The 17883-nt window shown below is 74.7% G+C and carries 18 protein-coding genes; 8 read left to right on the top strand and 10 right to left on the bottom strand.

Features of this window, described 5'->3' with window-relative positions; genetic code table 11:
- Window positions 1-6: 6 nt before the first annotated feature.
- Window positions 7-870 (top strand): biotin-dependent carboxyltransferase family protein, encoded by an 864-nt coding sequence (locus tag ACFVU7_RS40420; protein WP_388051198.1) that lies wholly within the window; start codon window positions 7-9, stop codon window positions 868-870.
- 30 nt (window positions 871-900) lie between these two features.
- Here the strand turns inward: ACFVU7_RS40420 and ACFVU7_RS40415 are convergent, their stop codons facing one another.
- A complete protein-coding gene (locus ACFVU7_RS40415) occupies window positions 901-1671 on the bottom strand; it encodes an alpha/beta fold hydrolase (RefSeq protein WP_388051195.1) in 771 nt (256 codons plus the stop codon).
- Window positions 1672-1817: 146 nt separating this feature from the next.
- On the opposite strand from ACFVU7_RS40415, the gene ACFVU7_RS40410 reads away from it, so the two are divergent.
- From ACFVU7_RS40410 to ACFVU7_RS40400, 3 genes are all read left to right on the top strand, one after another.
- Window positions 1818-2351, top strand: a complete 534-nt coding sequence (locus ACFVU7_RS40410) for a PadR family transcriptional regulator (RefSeq protein ID WP_388051192.1) — start codon at window positions 1818-1820, stop codon at window positions 2349-2351.
- Between the two features lie 83 nt (window positions 2352-2434).
- Complete coding sequence (locus ACFVU7_RS40405) at window positions 2435-3130, top strand: class I SAM-dependent methyltransferase (protein ID WP_388051190.1); 696 nt, start codon at window positions 2435-2437, stop codon at window positions 3128-3130.
- 226 nt (window positions 3131-3356) lie between these two features.
- Window positions 3357-4199 (top strand): undecaprenyl-diphosphate phosphatase, encoded by an 843-nt coding sequence (locus tag ACFVU7_RS40400; RefSeq protein ID WP_375876712.1) that lies wholly within the window; start codon window positions 3357-3359, stop codon window positions 4197-4199.
- An 85-nt stretch (window positions 4200-4284) separates the two neighbouring features.
- On the opposite strand, the gene ACFVU7_RS40395 is transcribed toward ACFVU7_RS40400, so the two are convergent.
- Entirely contained in the window at window positions 4285-5796 is a 1512-nt protein-coding gene (locus ACFVU7_RS40395) for a HEAT repeat domain-containing protein (RefSeq protein WP_074006359.1), read from the bottom strand.
- Window positions 5797-6086: 290 nt separating this feature from the next.
- Between ACFVU7_RS40395 and ACFVU7_RS40390 the strand changes: the two genes are divergently transcribed.
- Window positions 6087-6677 (top strand): hypothetical protein, encoded by a 591-nt coding sequence (locus ACFVU7_RS40390; protein WP_388051188.1) that lies wholly within the window; start codon window positions 6087-6089, stop codon window positions 6675-6677.
- Between the two features lie 91 nt (window positions 6678-6768).
- Here ACFVU7_RS40390 and ACFVU7_RS40385 read toward each other — a convergent pair whose 3' ends face one another.
- Window positions 6769-8250 (bottom strand): hypothetical protein, encoded by a 1482-nt coding sequence (locus tag ACFVU7_RS40385; RefSeq protein WP_049660292.1) that lies wholly within the window; start codon window positions 8248-8250, stop codon window positions 6769-6771.
- 524 nt (window positions 8251-8774) lie between these two features.
- On the opposite strand from ACFVU7_RS40385, the gene ACFVU7_RS40380 reads away from it, so the two are divergent.
- On the top strand, window positions 8775-10019 hold the full coding sequence (locus tag ACFVU7_RS40380; RefSeq protein ID WP_338016391.1) for a phosphotransferase: 1245 nt from the start codon (window positions 8775-8777) through the stop codon (window positions 10017-10019).
- Between the two features lie 65 nt (window positions 10020-10084).
- On the opposite strand, the gene ACFVU7_RS40375 is transcribed toward ACFVU7_RS40380, so the two are convergent.
- The 4 genes from ACFVU7_RS40375 to ACFVU7_RS40360 all read right to left on the bottom strand — a co-directional run bounded on the left by ACFVU7_RS40375 (window position 10085) and on the right by ACFVU7_RS40360 (window position 13281).
- Entirely contained in the window at window positions 10085-11467 is a 1383-nt protein-coding gene (locus tag ACFVU7_RS40375; RefSeq protein WP_082345991.1) for an acyl-CoA dehydrogenase family protein, read from the bottom strand.
- Window positions 11468-11635: 168 nt separating this feature from the next.
- A complete protein-coding gene (locus tag ACFVU7_RS40370) occupies window positions 11636-11719 on the bottom strand; it encodes a putative leader peptide (RefSeq protein WP_350526312.1) in 84 nt (27 codons plus the stop codon).
- A gap of 80 nt (window positions 11720-11799) precedes the next feature.
- A complete protein-coding gene (locus ACFVU7_RS40365) occupies window positions 11800-12294 on the bottom strand; it encodes a hypothetical protein (RefSeq protein ID WP_388051185.1) in 495 nt (164 codons plus the stop codon).
- 759 nt (window positions 12295-13053) lie between these two features.
- Window positions 13054-13281 carry a DUF397 domain-containing protein gene (locus ACFVU7_RS40360; RefSeq protein ID WP_234348556.1) on the bottom strand — a complete coding sequence of 76 codons (228 nt, stop codon included), beginning with the start codon at window positions 13279-13281 and terminating at the stop codon, window positions 13054-13056.
- Window positions 13282-13636: 355 nt separating this feature from the next.
- Here ACFVU7_RS40360 and ACFVU7_RS40355 point away from each other — a divergent pair, with 355 nt between their 5' ends.
- Window positions 13637-14176 carry a PTS-dependent dihydroxyacetone kinase phosphotransferase subunit DhaM gene (locus tag ACFVU7_RS40355; protein WP_388051182.1) on the top strand — a complete coding sequence of 180 codons (540 nt, stop codon included), beginning with the start codon at window positions 13637-13639 and terminating at the stop codon, window positions 14174-14176.
- Window positions 14177-14234: 58 nt separating this feature from the next.
- On the opposite strand, the gene ACFVU7_RS40350 is transcribed toward ACFVU7_RS40355, so the two are convergent.
- The 3 genes from ACFVU7_RS40350 to ACFVU7_RS40340 all read right to left on the bottom strand — a co-directional run bounded on the left by ACFVU7_RS40350 (window position 14235) and on the right by ACFVU7_RS40340 (window position 15838).
- Window positions 14235-14723: an NUDIX domain-containing protein gene (locus ACFVU7_RS40350; protein WP_049656056.1), complete on the bottom strand. Its 489-nt coding sequence runs from the start codon at window positions 14721-14723 to the stop codon at window positions 14235-14237.
- A 10-nt stretch (window positions 14724-14733) separates the two neighbouring features.
- Window positions 14734-15285 (bottom strand): sugar transferase, encoded by a 552-nt coding sequence (locus ACFVU7_RS40345; RefSeq protein ID WP_049656058.1) that lies wholly within the window; start codon window positions 15283-15285, stop codon window positions 14734-14736.
- 280 nt (window positions 15286-15565) lie between these two features.
- Window positions 15566-15838 (bottom strand): hypothetical protein, encoded by a 273-nt coding sequence (locus tag ACFVU7_RS40340; protein WP_143204765.1) that lies wholly within the window; start codon window positions 15836-15838, stop codon window positions 15566-15568.
- A 371-nt stretch (window positions 15839-16209) separates the two neighbouring features.
- Here ACFVU7_RS40340 and ACFVU7_RS40335 point away from each other — a divergent pair, with 371 nt between their 5' ends.
- The gene (locus ACFVU7_RS40335; protein WP_375876693.1) at window positions 16210-17385 is read left to right on the top strand and encodes a polysaccharide deacetylase family protein; all 1176 of its coding nucleotides are present in this window, start codon (window positions 16210-16212) and stop codon (window positions 17383-17385) included.
- Window positions 17386-17883: the final 498 nt, after the last annotated feature.

Raw genomic sequence — 17883 nt, 5'->3', positions numbered from 1 at the left:
GACGAGTTGAACGAGTTGGTGGTGGAGCGGCCGGGACCGCTGACCACGGTCCAGGACCTCGGGCGGCGCGGGGTCGCCCACCTCGGGGTACCCAGGGCCGGGGCGCTGGACGAGCCGGCCCTGCGGGCGGCCAACCGGCTGGTGGGCAACGAACCCGGGGCCGCCGGGCTGGAGACCACGCTCGGCGGGGTCGCGCTGCGGGCCGTCGCGGCGGCCCTGGTCGCCGTCACCGGTGCGCCCTCGCCCGTCCGGGTGGACGGCCGGCCGGCCGCCTGGGGCGCACCGGTCCTGGTACCGGCCGGAGCAGTGCTGGAGATGGGGGCGGCGACGGCCGGGGTGCGCGGATACCTGGCGGTGGCAGGCGGGATCGACGTCCCGCCGGTGCTCGGCAGCCGCTCGACGGACCTGCTCGCCGGGCTCGGGCCGGCCCCGCTGGCCGCCGGGGACCGCCTGCCGGTCGGCACCCCGCCGCCGTACCGGGCCCGGCCCGAGCTGGTGCCGCTGCCCGCTCCCCCGGCCGAACTGGTGCTGCGGCTGCGGCTCGGACCGCGTGCGGACTGGTTCGCCCCGGAGGCGGTGGCCCGCCTCAGCCGCGACCGGTACCTGGTCTCCCCGACCGGCAACCGGGTCGGGCTGCGCACCGAGGGCCCGCCGGTCGCGCGTGCCCGGGACGGCGAACTGCCCAGCGAGGGAATGGTGTTGGGCGCGGTGCAGATTCCGCCGGACGGCCGGCCGGTGGTGTTCCTGGCCGACCACCCGACCACCGGCGGCTACCCGGTGATCGGCGTCGTGCCGGCCGCCGACCTCGCGGCCGCCGCCCAGGCCCGGCCGGGGACGCCGGTGCGCTTCGTGCCCCTGCGGGAGCACTGAGCGGGAGCACCGGGCGACCCACGACCCCGCTCACCCCTGTTCCAGCGCCTCCGCCGCGGCGGCCGCGAAGCCGTCCGGGTTGTCGATCATGATGTTGTGCCCGCAGTCCGGCACCGCGACCACCCGCACTCCGGCCGCACGGAGGGCGTCGGCACCGGCGGGCTCGCCGTCCGCCGCCGGGTGGAGGAAGGTCCGCGGGAGGACGAGGCCGAGCAGCAGCTCGCGCATGGTCGGTTCGGTCGCCCGGGCGAGGTGGCGGGCGCTGCGGTGGAGCGCCTCCGGCCCGGCCAGCCGCATGGTGGACCACCAGAACGGGCCGACCCGCTCGGCGACTTCGCCCAGGCCGCCGGCCAGGAACTCCTCCTCGTCGTAGGCCGCGATGCCGCTGCTGCCGGGGCGGCGCCGGTCGGGGTCGATCCGGTCCAGGTTGGCGTCCACCAGGAGCAGCCGCTCGACCAGGTGCGGGTGCCGCCGGGCGAGGACGATCGCGACCGCCCCGCCCATGCTGTGGCCGACCACCTCGACCCGGTCCGGCCCGGCGGCCTCGACCGCCGCCGCGACCGCGTCCGCGTGCTCCTCCAGCGTGTAGCCGAAGTCCGTCGGCCGGTCGCTGAGACCGAAGCCGAGCAGGTCCAGCAGCAGCGAGCGCCGCCCGGCCAGCAGCGGGTGGGCGGCGGCGGCCGCGAAGTAGGCCGGCGAGCTGGAGCCGAGCCCGTGCAGGTAGAGCCGGACCGGCTCGGCGCCGGGCAGCTCGACCCAGCGGATCCGGTCGCCGTTCGGGGTGACGGGGGCCTCGCGCATGCTCACTCGCTCCTCATTCCTGGGGGGCCGGCTCGGGGTGCCGGCCCGGGGGTTTCCGGCGGACGAGCAGGACCATACCTCGAACACGAGGTATCGCGATAGCGAGATACCCACGCCCCGAGGGACGGATCTGAGAGAGTGGCCCCATGCTGAAGCTCGCCATCCTCGGATTCCTGTACGACCGCCCCCTGCACGGCTACGAGCTGCGCCGCCACCTCGCCGCGCTCACCGGGCACGTCCGACCGATCAGCGACGGCACGCTCTACCCCGCGATCAAGCGTCTGGAGGCCGACGGCCTGCTGGTCCGCGAGACCGAGCCGGGGAGCGCCGCCGCGCCCCGGCACACCCTGCACCTCACCGGGGCCGGCCGCGCCGCGCTGCTCGACCGGCTGCGCGAGCCCGAACCGCTCGACGTCAGCGACGAGAACCGCTGGTTCACCCTGCTCGCCTTCCTGCGGCACCTCGCCGACCCCGCCGCCCAGGCCGCCGTGCTCCGCCGCCGACTGGCCTTCCTCGCCGAGCCGGCCAGCTTCTTCTACGAGGGCGACCGCCCGATCGGCGCCGAGGAGTTCGACGACCCCTTCCGGCGCGGCCTGCTGCTCGTCGCCCGCGCCACCACCGAGGCCGAACTCGCCTGGCTGCACGCGACCCTGGCCGACCTGGAGGTCGGCCCCCGGTAGACCGACCCCGAACGCGCCGCGGCCCACGCGGACCCGCCGACGCCCTCTTTCCCCGCCCACCCGTCCGTGTTCCGATGAACGGCATGGCAGACGAACGACGCGATGGCTACGACGGGACGGGCGAGGGTGCGATCACCCCGGACGGCTGCGCCGTCGAAGTGTGGACCCGCCTCCCCGCGGGCGACGCCCCGGACGTGATCGAGGCGGCGGTGCCGCCCGGCGCGCACATCCTCGAACTCGGCTGCGGCGTGGGCCGGATGACGCACCCGCTGACCGACCGCGGCTTCACCGTGACGGCCGTGGACGAGTCCGCCGACATGCTGGCCCGGGTCCGCCCGGACGTCCGCACGGTGCGCAGCCCGATCGAGGGACTGGACCTCGGCGAGCGCTTCGACGTCGTCATGCTCGCCTCCTTCCTGGTGCACGCCGGTGACGTGACGGTCCGCCGGGGCCTGCTGGAGACCTGCCGCCGGCACGTCGCCGAGGACGGCTGCGTGCTGGTGCAGCGCGAGGGCGAGGACTGGCACCGGAACGTGCCGAGGGAGAGCCCGATCGGCCCGGACGGGCGGGCCCGGCTGGTCTCCACCACGCCGGTCGGCGACGGCGTCAACTCCGTGCGGTTCGAGTACGTCTTCCCGGACGGCACCTGGACCCAGACCTTCCTGTCCCGACCGCTCAGCACCGAGGCGTTCGAGCGGGCGCTCGCGGAGGCCGGTCTGGTGGTCGAGCGCTACCTGACGGCGGACCGCACCTGGGTCCGGGCGCGGCCGGTGCTGTAGCTCCCGGCTGTCGCCGGAGCGGCAAGGGCCCTGTGCGCAAAGCCGGAACAAAGGGTGAACAAAGAACTGTCACTTTCACCCCGTACCATCAGCCGCGCGCCGGGCTCGCGCGCGGCCCGCGGGCCGGGCGGGTCACGGTGGTCCCGCACGCCCATCCGACCCGCAAGGACCCGCCCATGCCGCCCCTGCCCCTCGCCCGACGGATACCCCCGGCGGGTGCCCGGTGATCGATTGGTTCCACGGGGCCGTCCTCGGCCTGATCCAGGGGCTCACCGAGTTCCTGCCGGTCTCCTCCAGCGCCCACCTGCGGGTCTTCTCGGCCCTGCTCGGCTGGGACGACCCGGGTGCGGCCTTCACGGCCGTCACCCAGCTCGGCACCGAGACGGCGGTGCTGATCTACTTCCGCCGGGACATCGCCTCGATCATCAAGACCTGGGCACTGTCCCTGTTCCGGCCGGCGCTGCGCTCGGACCCGGACGCGCGGATGGGCTGGTTCGTGATCATCGGCACCCTGCCGATCGGCATCCTGGGCAAGCTGTTCCAGGACACCATCGAGACCCACCTGCGCGACCTGCGGATCATCGGCACCACGCTGATCGTCTTCGGCCTGATCCTGGCCTTCGCCGACCGCACCCGGGCCGTCCGCCACGCCCGTCCGATCACCGACCTCACGCTGCCGCACGCGGGTGTCTACGGCTTCGCCCAGGCACTGGCGCTGATCCCGGGCGTCTCCCGTTCCGGCGGCACGATCAGCGCGGGTCTGCTGCTCGGCTACAGCCGGGAGGCGGCGGCCCGCTACTCGTTCCTGCTCGCCATCCCGGCGGTGCTCGCCTCCGGGGCGCTGGAGCTGTTCAAGATCGGCGAGGGACCGGCCCCGGCCTGGGGGCCGACCATCCTGGCCACCGCGATCGCCTTCCTGGTCGGCTACGCGGCGATCGCCTGGTTCCTGAAGTACATCTCGACGCACAGCTTCCTGCCGTTCGTCGTCTACCGGGTGCTGCTCGGCGTTCTGATCATCGGACTGGTTGTCGGCGGCGTCCTGACTCCGGACGCGGGCGCGGTGAAGTAGAACCGGGTTCCACAAACCAGGACCCGCGGAAACGAGTGGGCCGGGACACCGACACGGTGTCCCGGCCCACCGAACGTTGTGGACCCTAACGCCCGAACTCCCGGGCGGCGGTCAGCCGGCCGCGTACGGCGGCGTGGACCTCGGCCTCCTCGGCCGGGTCGGCGGCGAGCCTGCGCAACCGCTCCAGCACACGCGCGTCGCCCGTGGTGGCGACATGGCGCGCGGCGAGCTCACGCGTGGACTCCTCGCAGTCCCAGAGGCACTCGACGGCGGGCCCCTCGGGAAAGTGCACGTCGGTCGCGGCCAGCGCCTGGGCGGCGCGTCCGCGCAGCTCGGAGGAGGCGGCCTCCCCGTAGACGTGGCGCAGGACCGGGACGGCGTCGGCGGCGGCCAGCCGCCCCGCACCGTCGACCAGCGACCCGAGCCCGGTACCGCTGACCCCGCGCACGGAGATCCAGCGGCGCAGCCCGGCCACCACCAGCGGCGCGTCGGCCGGCTCCCCGGCGTCGGCGAGCAGCTGGACGGCGGCCTCGCCGAGCGCGCTGTCGGCGCCGCCGCTGGCCGGGTCGGCCCAGCGGCGCGCGTGCGTCAGCACCTCGGGGCCGCGCATCCGGCCGAGCAGCTCCAGGGCGGCCCGGACGATCCGGTCGTCCACGTCCGCGGCGGCGGCCTCGATCAGTTCGACGGCGGCCGGGTCGCGCTGTTCCACCAGGTGGCGCAGGGCGGCCCGGCGGGCGCCGGGCAGGCCGTCGCGGGCCGCTTCCAGCAGCAGCGGGCGGTCCTCCGGCCGGACCACGGCGGTCAGGCAGCGGGCGGCCGCGGCGGCGCGGCGGTCCACCGCGTCGGGGCCGGACGGCGAGTCGGGGCCGCGCGCGGGCTCCGGGCGGGCGTCGGGCCGGCCGAGGAAGGCGCCGGCGCCGAGGCCGCCGAGCTCGCCCTGGTCGGCCCAGGCCAGCACGTCGGCGGTGGACCAGCCGGGGGTGACCCCGCTGCGGTTGATCTGGCGCTGCCACAGGTCGAAGGGTGACTGCTCGCTGGCCGCCGCCACTCTGGGGTGGTAGGCCGCCCATAGCCGCCAGGGCCGGGGCTCGTACGCGTTGCGGATGAACTCGCGCAGCTCGGCGTCGCCCTCGGGGCCCGGCTCGAAGTGGTCCAGTACGGCGGTGCCGAGCAGCAGCAGGCCGCGGTCGTCGTCGCGCAGGGCCAGCTCGTCGAGGGCCCACGCCCAGTTGGCGCCGGTGGCGGCGTACTCGCGCAGCATCAGCAGCGCGTCGCGCCGGCCGTACGCGGCGAGGTGGCCCAGGACGGAAAGGGCGAGGCCGGTGCGGCTCTCGTCGTCGGTGACCAGGTCCTCGGCGGAGTGGAGGTGGTCCTCGATGCCCTCGAGGGGGGCTTCCAGGTCCATGTAGATGCGCGCGTAGTAGAGGGAGCGGCTCTCGACCTGCCAGTCGGCTCGCGGGTCCCTGGTGACGCACTCCTCCAGCGCGGCGATGGCCTCGGCACGGTCGGCGGCCAGCGCGTGGAGCTGCCCGTCACCACGGCCTCGCTGAAGGAGGCCTAGGAGGCTGGCACTGGGTGCTATCACTGGCTCGAACATGAGGTCAGCATCCGTTGCGGCGGTCGGAGTGGCAACGGGATTTCCGTCGCCGGGGTCTCTGGTCGGTACTGCGGTGGGCGCCCGGGCGCCGGAATCACCGAAGGTTACCGCCTCGGGCCCCCGTCCGCACACAGGGCGACGACGGCTCCGGCCACAGTGGCATATGCCAGCGGAAATTTTGCCCGCGTTCTGTCGAAATCACCCACAGGGGTGACAACGCTGTGCGACAGTCTTCTCACTGTCCGAACGGCCCGCACACCGCGGGCCGTGTACCGAGCGATAGGTCCGCCATGAACATGCCATTAGGCGCCACCCGCCCGCCGGGAGCCGCCCACGTGGACGGCGCCCCGGCGGGCGGGGGCGGTACGGCGAGCGCCGGGAGCGGCACGGCGAACGGCGTCACGGTCGGCGCCGGCGGCCCGGGCGGACACGGCACGGGCGACGGCACGGGCGACGCCGACAGCGGAACGGACGGCAGAGTGGACGGCACGGCCCAGGAGCCGACCGGCCCGTACCTCGGCGCCGGCGGCGACCACGACGCGATCACCGACGACGGCCCGATCGGCTCCGCCGAGTGGGACCTGCTGACCGACGGGATCCAGTGGAGCCCGGAGGCCTACCTCCTCCTCTGTTGCGAGCCGGGCCACGGCCCGCTCAGCCTCGACCGGCTGCCCGACCGCCTCCCCGAGGCGGACCGGCCACTGCTGCGGCGGATGATGACCGACGCCCTGGTGCACGGCCGCTGCGCCGCCGGCACCCTGCGGGTCCGCCGGCCCGACGGGCGGTACGACGGCGTCGAGTGCGCGGGCGAGCCCGTCCTCGGCACCGACGGCACGGTCGTCGCGCTGCGCATGCTGCTCCGCCCGGCCCCGCCGCACTGAGCGCACGGCCCCTCTCACCCCGAGCCCGCAACCCCCGCCCCGCTGTACCGCGCCCGACGGCCCGGCCCGGGCCCGTACGTCCGCGGGCCCGTCAGGTCAGCCGGCGCCGGTTCTTGGCGTCCGCCGCCCGCAGCGCCCGGCCCAGCTCCTCCCGCAGCTCGTCCACCACGGGCAGCCCCCGGTACTGCGCGGTCAGCCGGTACATCTCACGCAGCCGGTCCCAGGTCCGGTGCGAGGAGTTCTGGCCGATCAGGTTCATCACCATCTTGGCCTGGAACCGCGCCGCGTCCGGCTCGCCGGTGAGCAGGTGCACCGAGGCCAGGGTGATCCGGTCGAACAGCGCCGACCGCAGCTGCCCGGTCCCCTCCCGCAGGGTGATCACCCGCTCCGCGTGCCGACGGGCCTCGGGGGCCGCCCCCGGGTCGTGCTCGGAGAGCGTGCGCAGCACCAGGGCCTGCATGCCGCGCAGTTCGGCCTCGTCGAACACCTGCATCCACGAGGGCGGTGGCTCCGGCGCCTCCTCGGTGAACAGGTCCTCGGCCTCCCCGAGCAGCCGGTAGGTGTCCTGGGAGTGCCCGATCGAGGCGTGCGCCCACGCCTCGACGGTGTTGAGCATGGCGCGCGTTCTGGGCAGCAGCCGTCCGCCGGCCGCCTTGGCCGCCGACATCAGGTCCAGCGCCTCGTCGGCCCGGCCCAGGTGCACCATCTGCCGCGCGGCCCGGGAGATCGCCTCGCCGGCCCGTGGCCGGTCGCCGGCCTCCTTGGCCGCGTCGGCCGCGATCATGAAGTACTTCTGGGCGGTGGGCTCCAGCCCCACGTCGTGCGACATCCAGCCCGCCAGCACCGCCAGGTTGGCCGCGACCAGCCACAGCCGCTGCTCCACCGCCGGTGCGTGCCGGTGCGTCAACAGGCCGCCGACCTCGTTCAGTTGACCGACCACCGCCTTGCGCTGCAACCCGCCGCCGCGGGCCGCGTCCCAGGCCCGGAACACCTGTACCGAGTGCTCCAGCGACTCCACCTCGTCGAGCCCGACCGGGCCCGCGTCGTACACGTCCGCCGCCGGGTGCGCTCCGCCCCCGGCGACCGCCTGTCGCGGCCCTGGGACGGAGGCCGCGTACGCGACCGCGTCCCCGCCCAGCCAGCCCTTCAGCGAGTCGGCGATGACCGCCCCGGCCGTGAGCGCGGCTCCGGCGCCCACCAATCCACGTCGGTTCAGCATGAGGTCCATTCCCGTGAACTCGGTGAGGACCGCGGCTGTTCGATCCGGCGACCATGGCACTGCTGCGGACGCGTCCGCTCCGGACCTGGTGGGCCGGTGTCGTTCCAGACCGAGGTCCTCAGTGGTGACGACACGGCCGAGCCGCTCCGTGAACACGGCCGCCAGCACCCTCGGCACCGGATCGCGCGGGATCTCCCCCTGCTCGATCCAACGCCGTACCCTCGACGTGTCGGTGGACAGCTGCAGCTGCCCCATCGCGGCACCCCGACGGTTGACCAGCCGCGCCAGCTCGCCCTTCGACCATCCGGTCAGGACGAACAGGTCGGCCAGTCGGGTGTTGGGTTCCCTGCTCAACGAAGCCCCCAGGTTCCTCGGCTGATCCGAGGCTAGAGGCTCGGGCAAGTGCCGGGCGAGCATTCGCCACCGTTCGCCAGGGCCCGCCAGACTACTAAGCCAGTGCCCGACGGGTGTGTTGTAGGGGTGCGCCACCTCGCCCCCCGGGTCGGGCGGTGTCCCACCAGCGTCGGGGCTGTCCCCCGACGGTGGCACGGGGCGCTCCCGGTCCTCACCCGAGGGGGTGGCGCGGCCGGGTGGCGCGGGAGCGCCGGGCACGGCCACGGCAGTCCGGCCGACCGCATTCCCCAGGGTGCGGACGGCCGGAGCACCGCCGACCAGGGGTTCCTGACCCCGCGTCCGTGCCCGGCGCCCGCGCACCACCGACCGCACCGCTACGGGGTACCGCGCGGAGCGGCGCACCGCACGACGTACCGCACCACCCGCAGGGCCGCCGTCACGCCAGGAAGCACACGGCACCGGCCCTCCCCCGCCCCCGCGGGGCAAGCACCCGCCGACGGACCGGAAGGGACCTCCCTCAGCCCATGTACTCCTCAGCGACGACCCCCACGCCCACCGCGACCCGCCCAGCGCTGCGCCCCCCCACCGCAGCCGCCGGCCGCACCGGCCCCAGGGCCGTGCCCCCGGCGAGCCGTCCCGCGGTCCCGCGCGGCGCCGAGGGCCGGGCCACGGACACCCGGGTCGTCCCGACCGGCCGTACGGCGCTGGGCCCCGCCGGCCGTACCGCACTGGGCCTGCGGGCCCCCGAGACCGCCCTGCCGGGCGGCGGCCGGATGCCGCTGGCCCGGCAGGCCGACGGCCAGGTGCTGCGGGCCCGGCGGCCCGGCCTGCCCGTCGGCGGCGGCCCGGAGCGGATCGACCCGTCGGCGCTCCAGACCCCGGCGGTCCGGGCGGCGCTCGCGGGCGTCTCGCGGATATGTCCCGCGTTCACCCCGCGCCAGGTCCTGCGCGAGGGCAGCCGCCACATCCTGGTGGCGGGCACCATCGGGCGGGCTCCGGTGGTCGCCAAGTGCCTGGCGCCGCAGGCGGTGCGGAGTGAGTACTTCGAGCAGCTGGTGGCCGACTTCCACCACGAGGTGGCGGTCTACCGGGCGTTCGTCCGGCACCGTCCGCCGGTGCGGCTGCCCCGGCTGGTGGCGGCCGACCACGACCGGTGCGTGCTGGTCATGGAGCGCGTCCCGGGGCGCCCGGCGGCCCGCGAGCGCCACCCGGTCAACGCGCCGACCCCGGGCGAGGTGCGGGCGCTGCTCACCGCGGTCCGCACGCTGAACCTGTGGCGGCCGCCGACCGACGTCTTCCAGCCGCGCCTGGACTACCAGTTGGAGATCTCCCGCTACCACTCGGTGGGCCAGCTCACCGACCGGGACGCCGGCGACCTCCGCGGCCTGCTGCACGGCCTCGGCAGCACCCCGCTCCAGCTCTGCCACGGCGACGCCCTGCTCAGCAACATGCTGCTGGCGCCGTCCGGACCGGTGCTGGTCGACTGGGAGCAGGCCGGCTGGTACCTGCCCGGCTACGACCTGGCGGTGCTCTGGAGCGTCCTGTCCGGGGACACCGCGGCACGCCGCCAGATCAGCCAACTCGCCCAGAGCGGCGGCACGCTGGCCCGGGACGCGTTCCTGGTGAACCTGGTGCTGGTGCTGATGCGGGAGATCCGGCTGTACGACGTGCCGGGCGCCGGCGAGGAGCAGCGGATCATGATCCGCCGGCTCTACGACGACGCGGCGCTCGCCCGCCGGGCCGTCCGCGCCGCGGTCGGGACCCGCTGAGCCACCGCCGGGGCCCGTCGGACCGCCGTCAGGACCCGCCGGGCCCGGGAGTTCGACCACGGGCCCTACGGCCGGGCGCCCCGCTCCAGGGCGGCCCGGCCGGCGGCCTCCAGGACGGTCTCGTCGGGGGCCAGGTGCACCCGGCTGCTGAGCACGTCCCGCAGGTAGCGCTCCAGCGGGTGACGTCGGCTCAGGCCGGGGTTGCCGGTGAGGGCGACGGCCTGCTGGACCACCGCCGTCGCGGCCCGGGTGGCCAGCAGGTGGGCCGGACCGGTCCGGGCGACGGCCTCCTGGTCGCCCCGGTCCACCCGGGAGGCCAGGCCCTCGACCAGTTCCTCGGCCCCGATCAGCTGGGCCTCGATCTCGCCGAGGGCGGTCCGGTAGCGGGGCAGGGTGCCGAGCGGCTCGGTCAGATTGGCCGGGGTGCGCTGGTTGAGGAAGCGGATCAGCCACGCCTCGGCGGCCCGGGCGACCCCGATCGCCACGGCGGAGAGGGCCAGGTCGTGCCAGGCCGACGAGAGCTCGGCGTCGGCGTCGGCACTCTGACGGGCCGTCCGGCGACCGTTCGTCAGGCCGAGCGCGAGGTCGCCCGGCACCCGGACCCCGTCCAGCACCACGTCGTGGCTGGCGCTGGCCCGCAGCCCGAGCTGGTCCCAGGTCGGGTCGATCTCCAGGCCCTCGCTCTCGCCGCGGACCAGGAAGGTGCCGATCCGCGGCTCCTCCTCGTCGGTCCGCGCGGTCACCGCCATCCAGGCGAGCGCCTCGGCTCCGGTGCAGTACGTCTTCCGGCCCGTCAGCAGCCAGCCGTCGCCGTCCCGTCGGGCGACCGTGCCGGGCAGCTCGCCCGCCCCGGCACCGGGCTCCGCCCGCAGCGTGTTGACCAGCGCCGGGCCGCGCCGGGACTCGGTGAGCAGCCGCCGGTAGCCGGCCGTCGGCCAGTCGGCCCGGCGGGCCTGCTCGGCGTGCTGAAGCAGGGTGAAGGCGGTGACCACGGCCACCGAGGCGTCCCCGCGGCCGAGTCGGGACAGCACCCGGACGGTGTCGGCGAGCGTTCCGCCCGGACCGCCGTACCGCTCGGAGACGGTGAGGGTGAGCAGTCCCGCCTCGTGGACGGCCTCGATCCCCTGGTACGGGAAGGTCGCGTCGCGGTCGTGCTCCTCGGCGCGGGCGGCCAGCAGGTCGACCACCCGGGGCAGTCCGGCGAGGGCGGTCTCGACCGCGCTCCGGTCGGGTGCCGCGCCGCCGGGGGCCGAACTTGTGGGTGTGGAACCGGTGGATTCGAGATGGCCGGAACCCGTCGGTTCGGAACCCGCCGCCGGAGCGGCGGTCCGCGAACGGCGTCCGGCGGACGCGCTCCTGGGCGAACGGTTGTCGGCGGGGCGGTCGTCGGACGCGTGGTCCTCGGACGAACGCTCGGCGGTCGAACGGTTGGCGGCGCGAGTGGTCATGATGCTGTGCCTCCGGGCGGCAGCGTGGGCTCGGCAGGTGCGGGCGGCACGCCGTACGGGCGCGCGGTGGCGATCGGCGGCCCCGGAGGCCGGCTCACGGCCCGCCCCTGGTCCCGGCGCCGACCGGACACCCGGCCGATCGCCCGCCGCCGGGGGACGAATCCCCCCTCAGCGGCCCGGACACGCCGCGCTGGCGGTGCGCCGCAGGTCCAGATGCCTGCGACGGGTCAGCAGCGGAAGGCGGCACGGCATGTTCGCGACTGTACGAACCGTTGATCGATACCGTCAAGCAGCGTCCGACCCCCGGGCGGAGCCGGCCGGCCCCGGCGGGATCAGCCCTGCTGGAACATGTCCGCGGGGAGCGGCTTCAGCAGCTGATACAGGTCGTCCGAAATCGGTCGGTCCCAGGACGCGACGGTGACCAGGACGCCGTCGCTGCGGCCGAACTGGGCGCAGAACACGCGCTCCTCGCTGACCTTGACCTTCTTCACGATCAGCAGGTCGTCCCCGAGCATCACCGGGAAGTCCTCGGCCGAGACGAACTCGACCGGCTCGTCGTTCTCCAGCGCCGCGAGCAGCTGCCGCACCTCGAAGGGCACCTCGTCGCTGGTCTCCCGGGCGGGCGAACCCTCGGGGAGGTTGCCGATGAACATCGCCGGACCTCTGCCGCCGAACAGGTCGTAGCGCAGGAAAATCCCCTGGCAGGAGCCGTCCGGGCCGGTCATCATGGCCGCACCGAAGTCACCGGGCCAGTCGCCCGGGTCCATCGCGAGCACGTCGAAGTCCGGGCCGGCGGGCTGTCCGGAGCGACGGCGGAGAAAAGACATGGGAACATCGTACGTGTCCGGCAGACCGCGTTCGCGAGGTGGGTGGGGCACCGCCGGGGGGTGGCCGGGAGATCGACGCTCAGAGACCAATGTTGACTCTGAGCAACCGTCCGGGCTACGTTCGGTTCAGCACGACAGCCGTTCTGGGTTTCACCCTCCGGGGGGACGGCATGTCGCAACGCGGCCCTACACGCGTTTCCCTCACTGTGCACTTGTCGTGCCGAACCGCCGAGCACCCAGCTTCGTCGTCGCACACAGCACGAACACACAAGCCAACAGTTCCAAGTTTCACAAGCCAGATCCGCGGGGCCCCGGCCCGTCGCTCCCGTGGATCTGCTCGGGACGCCGCCGCGTGGGGGCGTGCGGGTCCCGAGCACCGGTGCCGTCATCCGAGTCGCTCTCGGCTTCGGCGCCAACCTCCCGGCGACTGCCGGCCCCATCTCGGGGCCGGGACCGGCCGACGCACCCCGGTGCGCAGGGGATGACTGGGAGGATGGCCTGGCAGTACTGCCGGGCCGCACAGCAGGCGCCGTGTCTGGCCGCGTGGGGGCGGTGGGCACGGCGTCTGCCCGTGCTCTTACTCTGAGCTGCGTTTGTCTAACAGTCAACAGAAATTCTGACGGGGCACGCTCAATGGATCATCAGTTGTGATGTTTCGGACCCGAAAGATCGTCTACGGAGCGGACCCCCGTCGACCGGGGGTCCGCTCCCGTGGTGCCGGGCGCCGGCTCGGCGCCGACGGGCTCCGCGCGCCTCGGCTCAGGTGAGGTCGAACTCGCCGTCCCGGGCGCCGAGCACGAAGGCCCGCCACTCGCCCGGCGTGAAGACCAGGACCGGCCCGTCCTCCTGGCGGCCGTCCCGCATCCCGATGTAGCCGTCCACGAAGGCGATCTGCACGTCGCCGACGCCCTGGCTGCTGCACAGCCACTCCGCCCCGGTGAAGTCCACCCTGGGCTTCCCGTTCGGCGCCAGATCCGGCTGCACCACGCTGACCTCCGTGTCCGTCCCGCTGTTGGATCCCACTGACCGATCTCCTCCCGACGGCGTTCCTGGGCCAGCCTAGCCACACCGCCCGGCCCCGGTCAGCGGGTTGACGAGGACTCCTCCGAGCGGGGACGGGCGCGGCCGGAGGACGGGTCGAGGCGTGTCCCGACCGGCGGGGGCGGCGGGCAGCTGCCAGAGTGCTGCCAGGGCGCCGTACGACCGCTTCCCCGGCCCGGCCCGCGAGGTACCGGGGCCCGGGCCGCTCCGCCGCACCGCCCTGACCGACCGGGACAACCGGTTCGACCGAGCGCGCCTTGCCAGAACGATCCACCGACCGACCCGTTCGAGGGAGCAGCCGATGAGCCGCCGGGACGGCACCCGCGCCGACGTCATCCCCATCTCCGACGCCCCCTCGGCCCATCCCCCGGCACCCCGGACGCCTCCCTCACCCACCCAGCTGCCCCGGCCGACCCCCGCCCGGACCACCACCCACGGGCGGGTCGGGATCGTCCTGGTCTCGCACAGCCAGGAACTGGCCACCGCCGTACGCTCCCTCGCGCTCGCGTTGACCGGATCCGACTCCCCCGCGCCGGTCGCGGCGACCGGCGGCGACCCGTCGGACGGACCGGGCATCAGCGCCGTCCTGGTGGCCGCCGCGACCCGGCGGGTGGACCAGGGCCACGGCGTGGTGGTGCTCGCCGACCTCGGCGGGGCGGTCACCACCGTCCGCGCGCTGCTGGCCGACGCGGACGAGCACGGGCTGCCCTTCCCGGTCCGGTTCGCCAACGCCCCGTTCGTCGAGGGCGCGGTGGCCGCGACCGCCACCGCCACGGCGGGCGGGGACCTGGCCGCGGTGCTGGACGCGGCGGAGGAGGCCTACCGGCAGTACAAGGGCTGACCGGCGCGGGCGGGTGGTTGAGGACCTGCGGCGGGCCGTGATGGGCCCGCCCCCGGGCTCAGGGGCGCTCCTTGCCCTCCCAGGTGAAGACCGCCGGGCCCTCGCACTCCAGCGCGTGGCGCAGCCGCTCGTGCTCGCTCTCGATCATCGGCGGCAGCTCGTCCAGCCCGAACCAGCCGACGTCCAGCGACTCGTCGTCGTTCACCCGCGCCTCGCCGCCGACCGCGCGGCAGCGGAAGGTCAGCACCAGGTACTGCGTCACATCGCCGTTCGGGTACGTGACCTGCGGCGAGACCGTGACGGAGGCGAGCAGCTCGGGCACGACCACCACCCCCGTCTCCTCCTCGCACTCGCGCACCACGCCGTCGGCGGGCTGCTCCCCGGGGTCGAGGATGCCGCCGACCGGCGCCCACCGGCCGTCGTCGGCCCGGCGGGCGAGCAGCACCCGGTCGCGGTCGTCCAGCACGACGGCGACGACGGCGCTCAGCCAGAGCGGGCGGGTGCCCACGATGGCGCGGAGCTCGGCGAGGAAGGGGGGAATGGCCATGGGCCGCAGCCTATCGGGGCGGCTCCGGACCGACCCGGTGCGCCCGGCCGGTGTCGGGCCGCAGCAGGGCGAGCACGGTGAGGCCGAGGATGCGCAGGTCGAGCCCGAACGAACGGTGCTCGACGTACCAGAGGTCGAGCTCCGCCCACTCGGGGCGGCTGAGCGGGCGGGGCGTCCGGCCGCGGCTCAGGGCCTGCAGCTGGGCCCAGCCGGTGAGGCCGGGCCGGACGGCGAGCCGGCCGCGCTCCCGGCGGGAGTAGTGCGCCGCCTGGTCCGGGCCGACCGGCAGGGGCCCGATCACCCCCATGTCGCCGCGCGCCACGTTCCACAGCCGCGGCAGCTCGTCCAGGCCCGATTGCCGCAGCAGGGCGGTGAGCCGGCCGTCCCCTCCGGTCCGGAAGCGCAGGAGCTGGAACTCGCGGCCGTGCCGGCCGGTCCGGATCTGCCGCTGGAGGACCGGGCCGCCGGTGCCGCAGCGGAGCAGGACGGCGATCAGCAGGGCCAGCGGCAGTGCGACGACCGCGGCCAGGGCGGCGACGGCGAGGTCGCCGGCGCGTCTCATGAGACGGCCGCGGCGCGATCCGGTCTACCGCTCATCGCTCCACCTCCACGGCGCTTCGAGCCGGAAGAACGCCTTCACAGTAGAGGCGGGATGAAGCTGTCGTCCGGGAATGGTGAAAGAAGAGGGCCTGAGATTGTCCGACTGGACGATATTCAGTCGGTCTGACCAATTTCGCTCGATCGGCCGTTTCGGAATTCCGAGAGCGATCGACGTTACGGGTGGGGGCAACGCCCGGACGGAACCCGCCGACCGTACGGCCGGTACGCCGGCCGGGGCGCCGTCAGAGCGCGGCGCGGCGCCGGTCGCGGAACACGCCGAAGGCGATCCGGCCGAGCAGCAGGACGCCCGCGGCCAGACAACCGGCCACCGCCATCGCCCAGGCCGGCCCGTCACTGTCCGGCACGAACACGGCCACGACGATGCCGAGCGCCAGGCAGGCCAGGCCCACCACCGTCAGCGGGACCTGGTGGGTGACCAGGGCTCCGCCGCTGCACGCGCGAGCCATCCGGGAGGCCCCGTGGAGGTGGAAGGGGTCACGGTCCGCATCTGCCATGAGCCCAAGGTACCCCGGGGCGGCGCGGGTGGCAGCCCGCAGGGAGTGAAGGTCCGGACACGCTGCGCAACCGGGGGATCCGGGCTGGTCAGCGGCACGCCGGGCCCGCCGCGAAGTGTGTCCGAGGCGTCCGGGCGTGCATTCCGGCTCCACAATCAGTCCACGAAAAATCCTCGTCCCCCCGGTACAACCATCCGTCCGGTGCAGCGGTCTCAATGGCATTGAGTGATCCAGGAGCCGTTCGAGGGACGGGTGTGAACCCCCCACCGAGAACAGGAATATCCAGGAGCGGAGCCGCCGCCCCTGGAGTCGGAGGCCGGGCTCCGTCCTCCGGCGGTACCGCCACGCCGCTCGGCGAACGAGGGGGAACCGTGCCGCAGTCCCAGTCCAGTACATCGATCTCCATGGCCCGCGCCCGGCCGGCACCCCGCATGCGCGCGCTGCCCCTGACCGTCGGGTGGTCGGCGGACCGGCACGGCACCGGCCGGCCCACCGACCGTCCGCACGGCGACCACCTGCACGGCGATCAGCTCGGCGGCGATCTCCTGCACGGCGACCGTCGGCGCGAGGAGCACCGCCACGGCACGCACCTGGACGGCGGGGGCCGTCACCGGGCGGCCGTCGACACGGAACAGCAGGACGCTCGGGGCGAATGGCTGCGGTTCGCCCCCGTTCAGCCGCTGTTCCGGGCCCTGGCCGCCCAACGGCTCGCGGTGCTCGCGTACCACGGGGTGACCGACCACCGCTCGTTCGGCGCCCAGCTCGACCGGCTCCAGCGGCTCGCCACGCCGGTCTCGCTCGGCGCGGTCCTCCAGGCCGTCACCGAACGGCGGCCGCTGCCGCCCCGGAGCGTCCTGGTCACCTTCGACGACGCCGACCGGAGCGTCCTCACCCACGCCCTGCCCGCCCTCGACGCCCGGGGCATTCCGGCCACCGCGTTCGTCATCTCGGAGCTCATCGGCACCGAACGGCCGTTCTGGTGGCACGAGGCCGACTTCCTCGCCCGGCACGGGGGCCGGGCCCGCTCGCTCGACTGCGGACACCCGTCCCAGCTGCTCCGGCGGCTCAAGGCCATGCCGGACCCGGACCGGCGGCGCAGTCTGCACGAACTGCGGGTCAGCGCCGACCGCCGGCCGCCCCGCCAGGAGCAGCTGACCCCCGCCGACCTGCTCGCCCTGCGGGACGGCGGCGTCGCGATCGGCAACCACACCCAGGGGCACCCGTGCCTCGGGCGCTGCGACGACGACACAGTGCGCGCCGAGATCACCGGCGCCCACGAGGCCCTCACCCGCTGGCTGGGCGAACCGCCGATCGCCTTCGCCTACCCGGACGGCGGCCACGACGTCCGCGCCGAAACCGTCCTGCAGGAGCTCGGCTACCGACTCGGCTTCCTCTCCGATCACCGCCTGGGCCCCCGCCTCCCCTCCCATCCCCTCCAGATCAGCCGCCTCCAGGTCGACTCCACCACCAGCACCCGCCGCTTCGACACCATCCTCTCCGGCCTCGAACCCGCCTACCGCCGCTGGCGCCGCCAGGCCGTCGCCTAGCAACGAGCGCCATCACGCCGCACAGGAAGTCGGCCGGGTCGACTTCCTGTGCGGCGCGCACCCCGGCAGCCCATCCCCAAAGCAACCAATCACTCGAGCCAATCCCGCACCAAAAGTCGGCCAGGCCGACTTCTCGCGCGCCCAGCCAAGTCATTTCGGGCGCCCGGAATGCCACCCCCGCCCCCGCAAAAAGTCGACTCCACGCACTCGACTTCCGGCACAAACCCACCCCAGAAGTCGGCCCGCCCGACTTCTGGCGCGCCCCGCCACGTTCACACAGAAGCCGCAACGGCCGGCCGCTCGCCACGCGAAGAAGGAGTGGCCCACCACCAGGCGCGTCCCCTGCGCGAGAAGTCGGCCTGGCCGACTTTCTGCGCGATTCGAAGCAGCGACTCCGCGAAAAGTCGGCCGGGCCGACTTCCTGTGCACCAGCAAGCCCAGGGCTGGCGACCAACAGACTCCAGGAGCCGGGCTGCCCAGCCGTTGCATCCGGGCATG

The sequence above is a fragment of the Kitasatospora sp. NPDC058046 genome, assembly GCF_042885595.1.
In the GTDB taxonomy this organism is placed as follows: Bacteria; Actinomycetota; Actinomycetes; order Streptomycetales; family Streptomycetaceae; genus Kitasatospora.
Note: the sequence above shows the minus strand (reverse complement) of the source record. Positions and strands in the feature narration are given on the sequence as shown.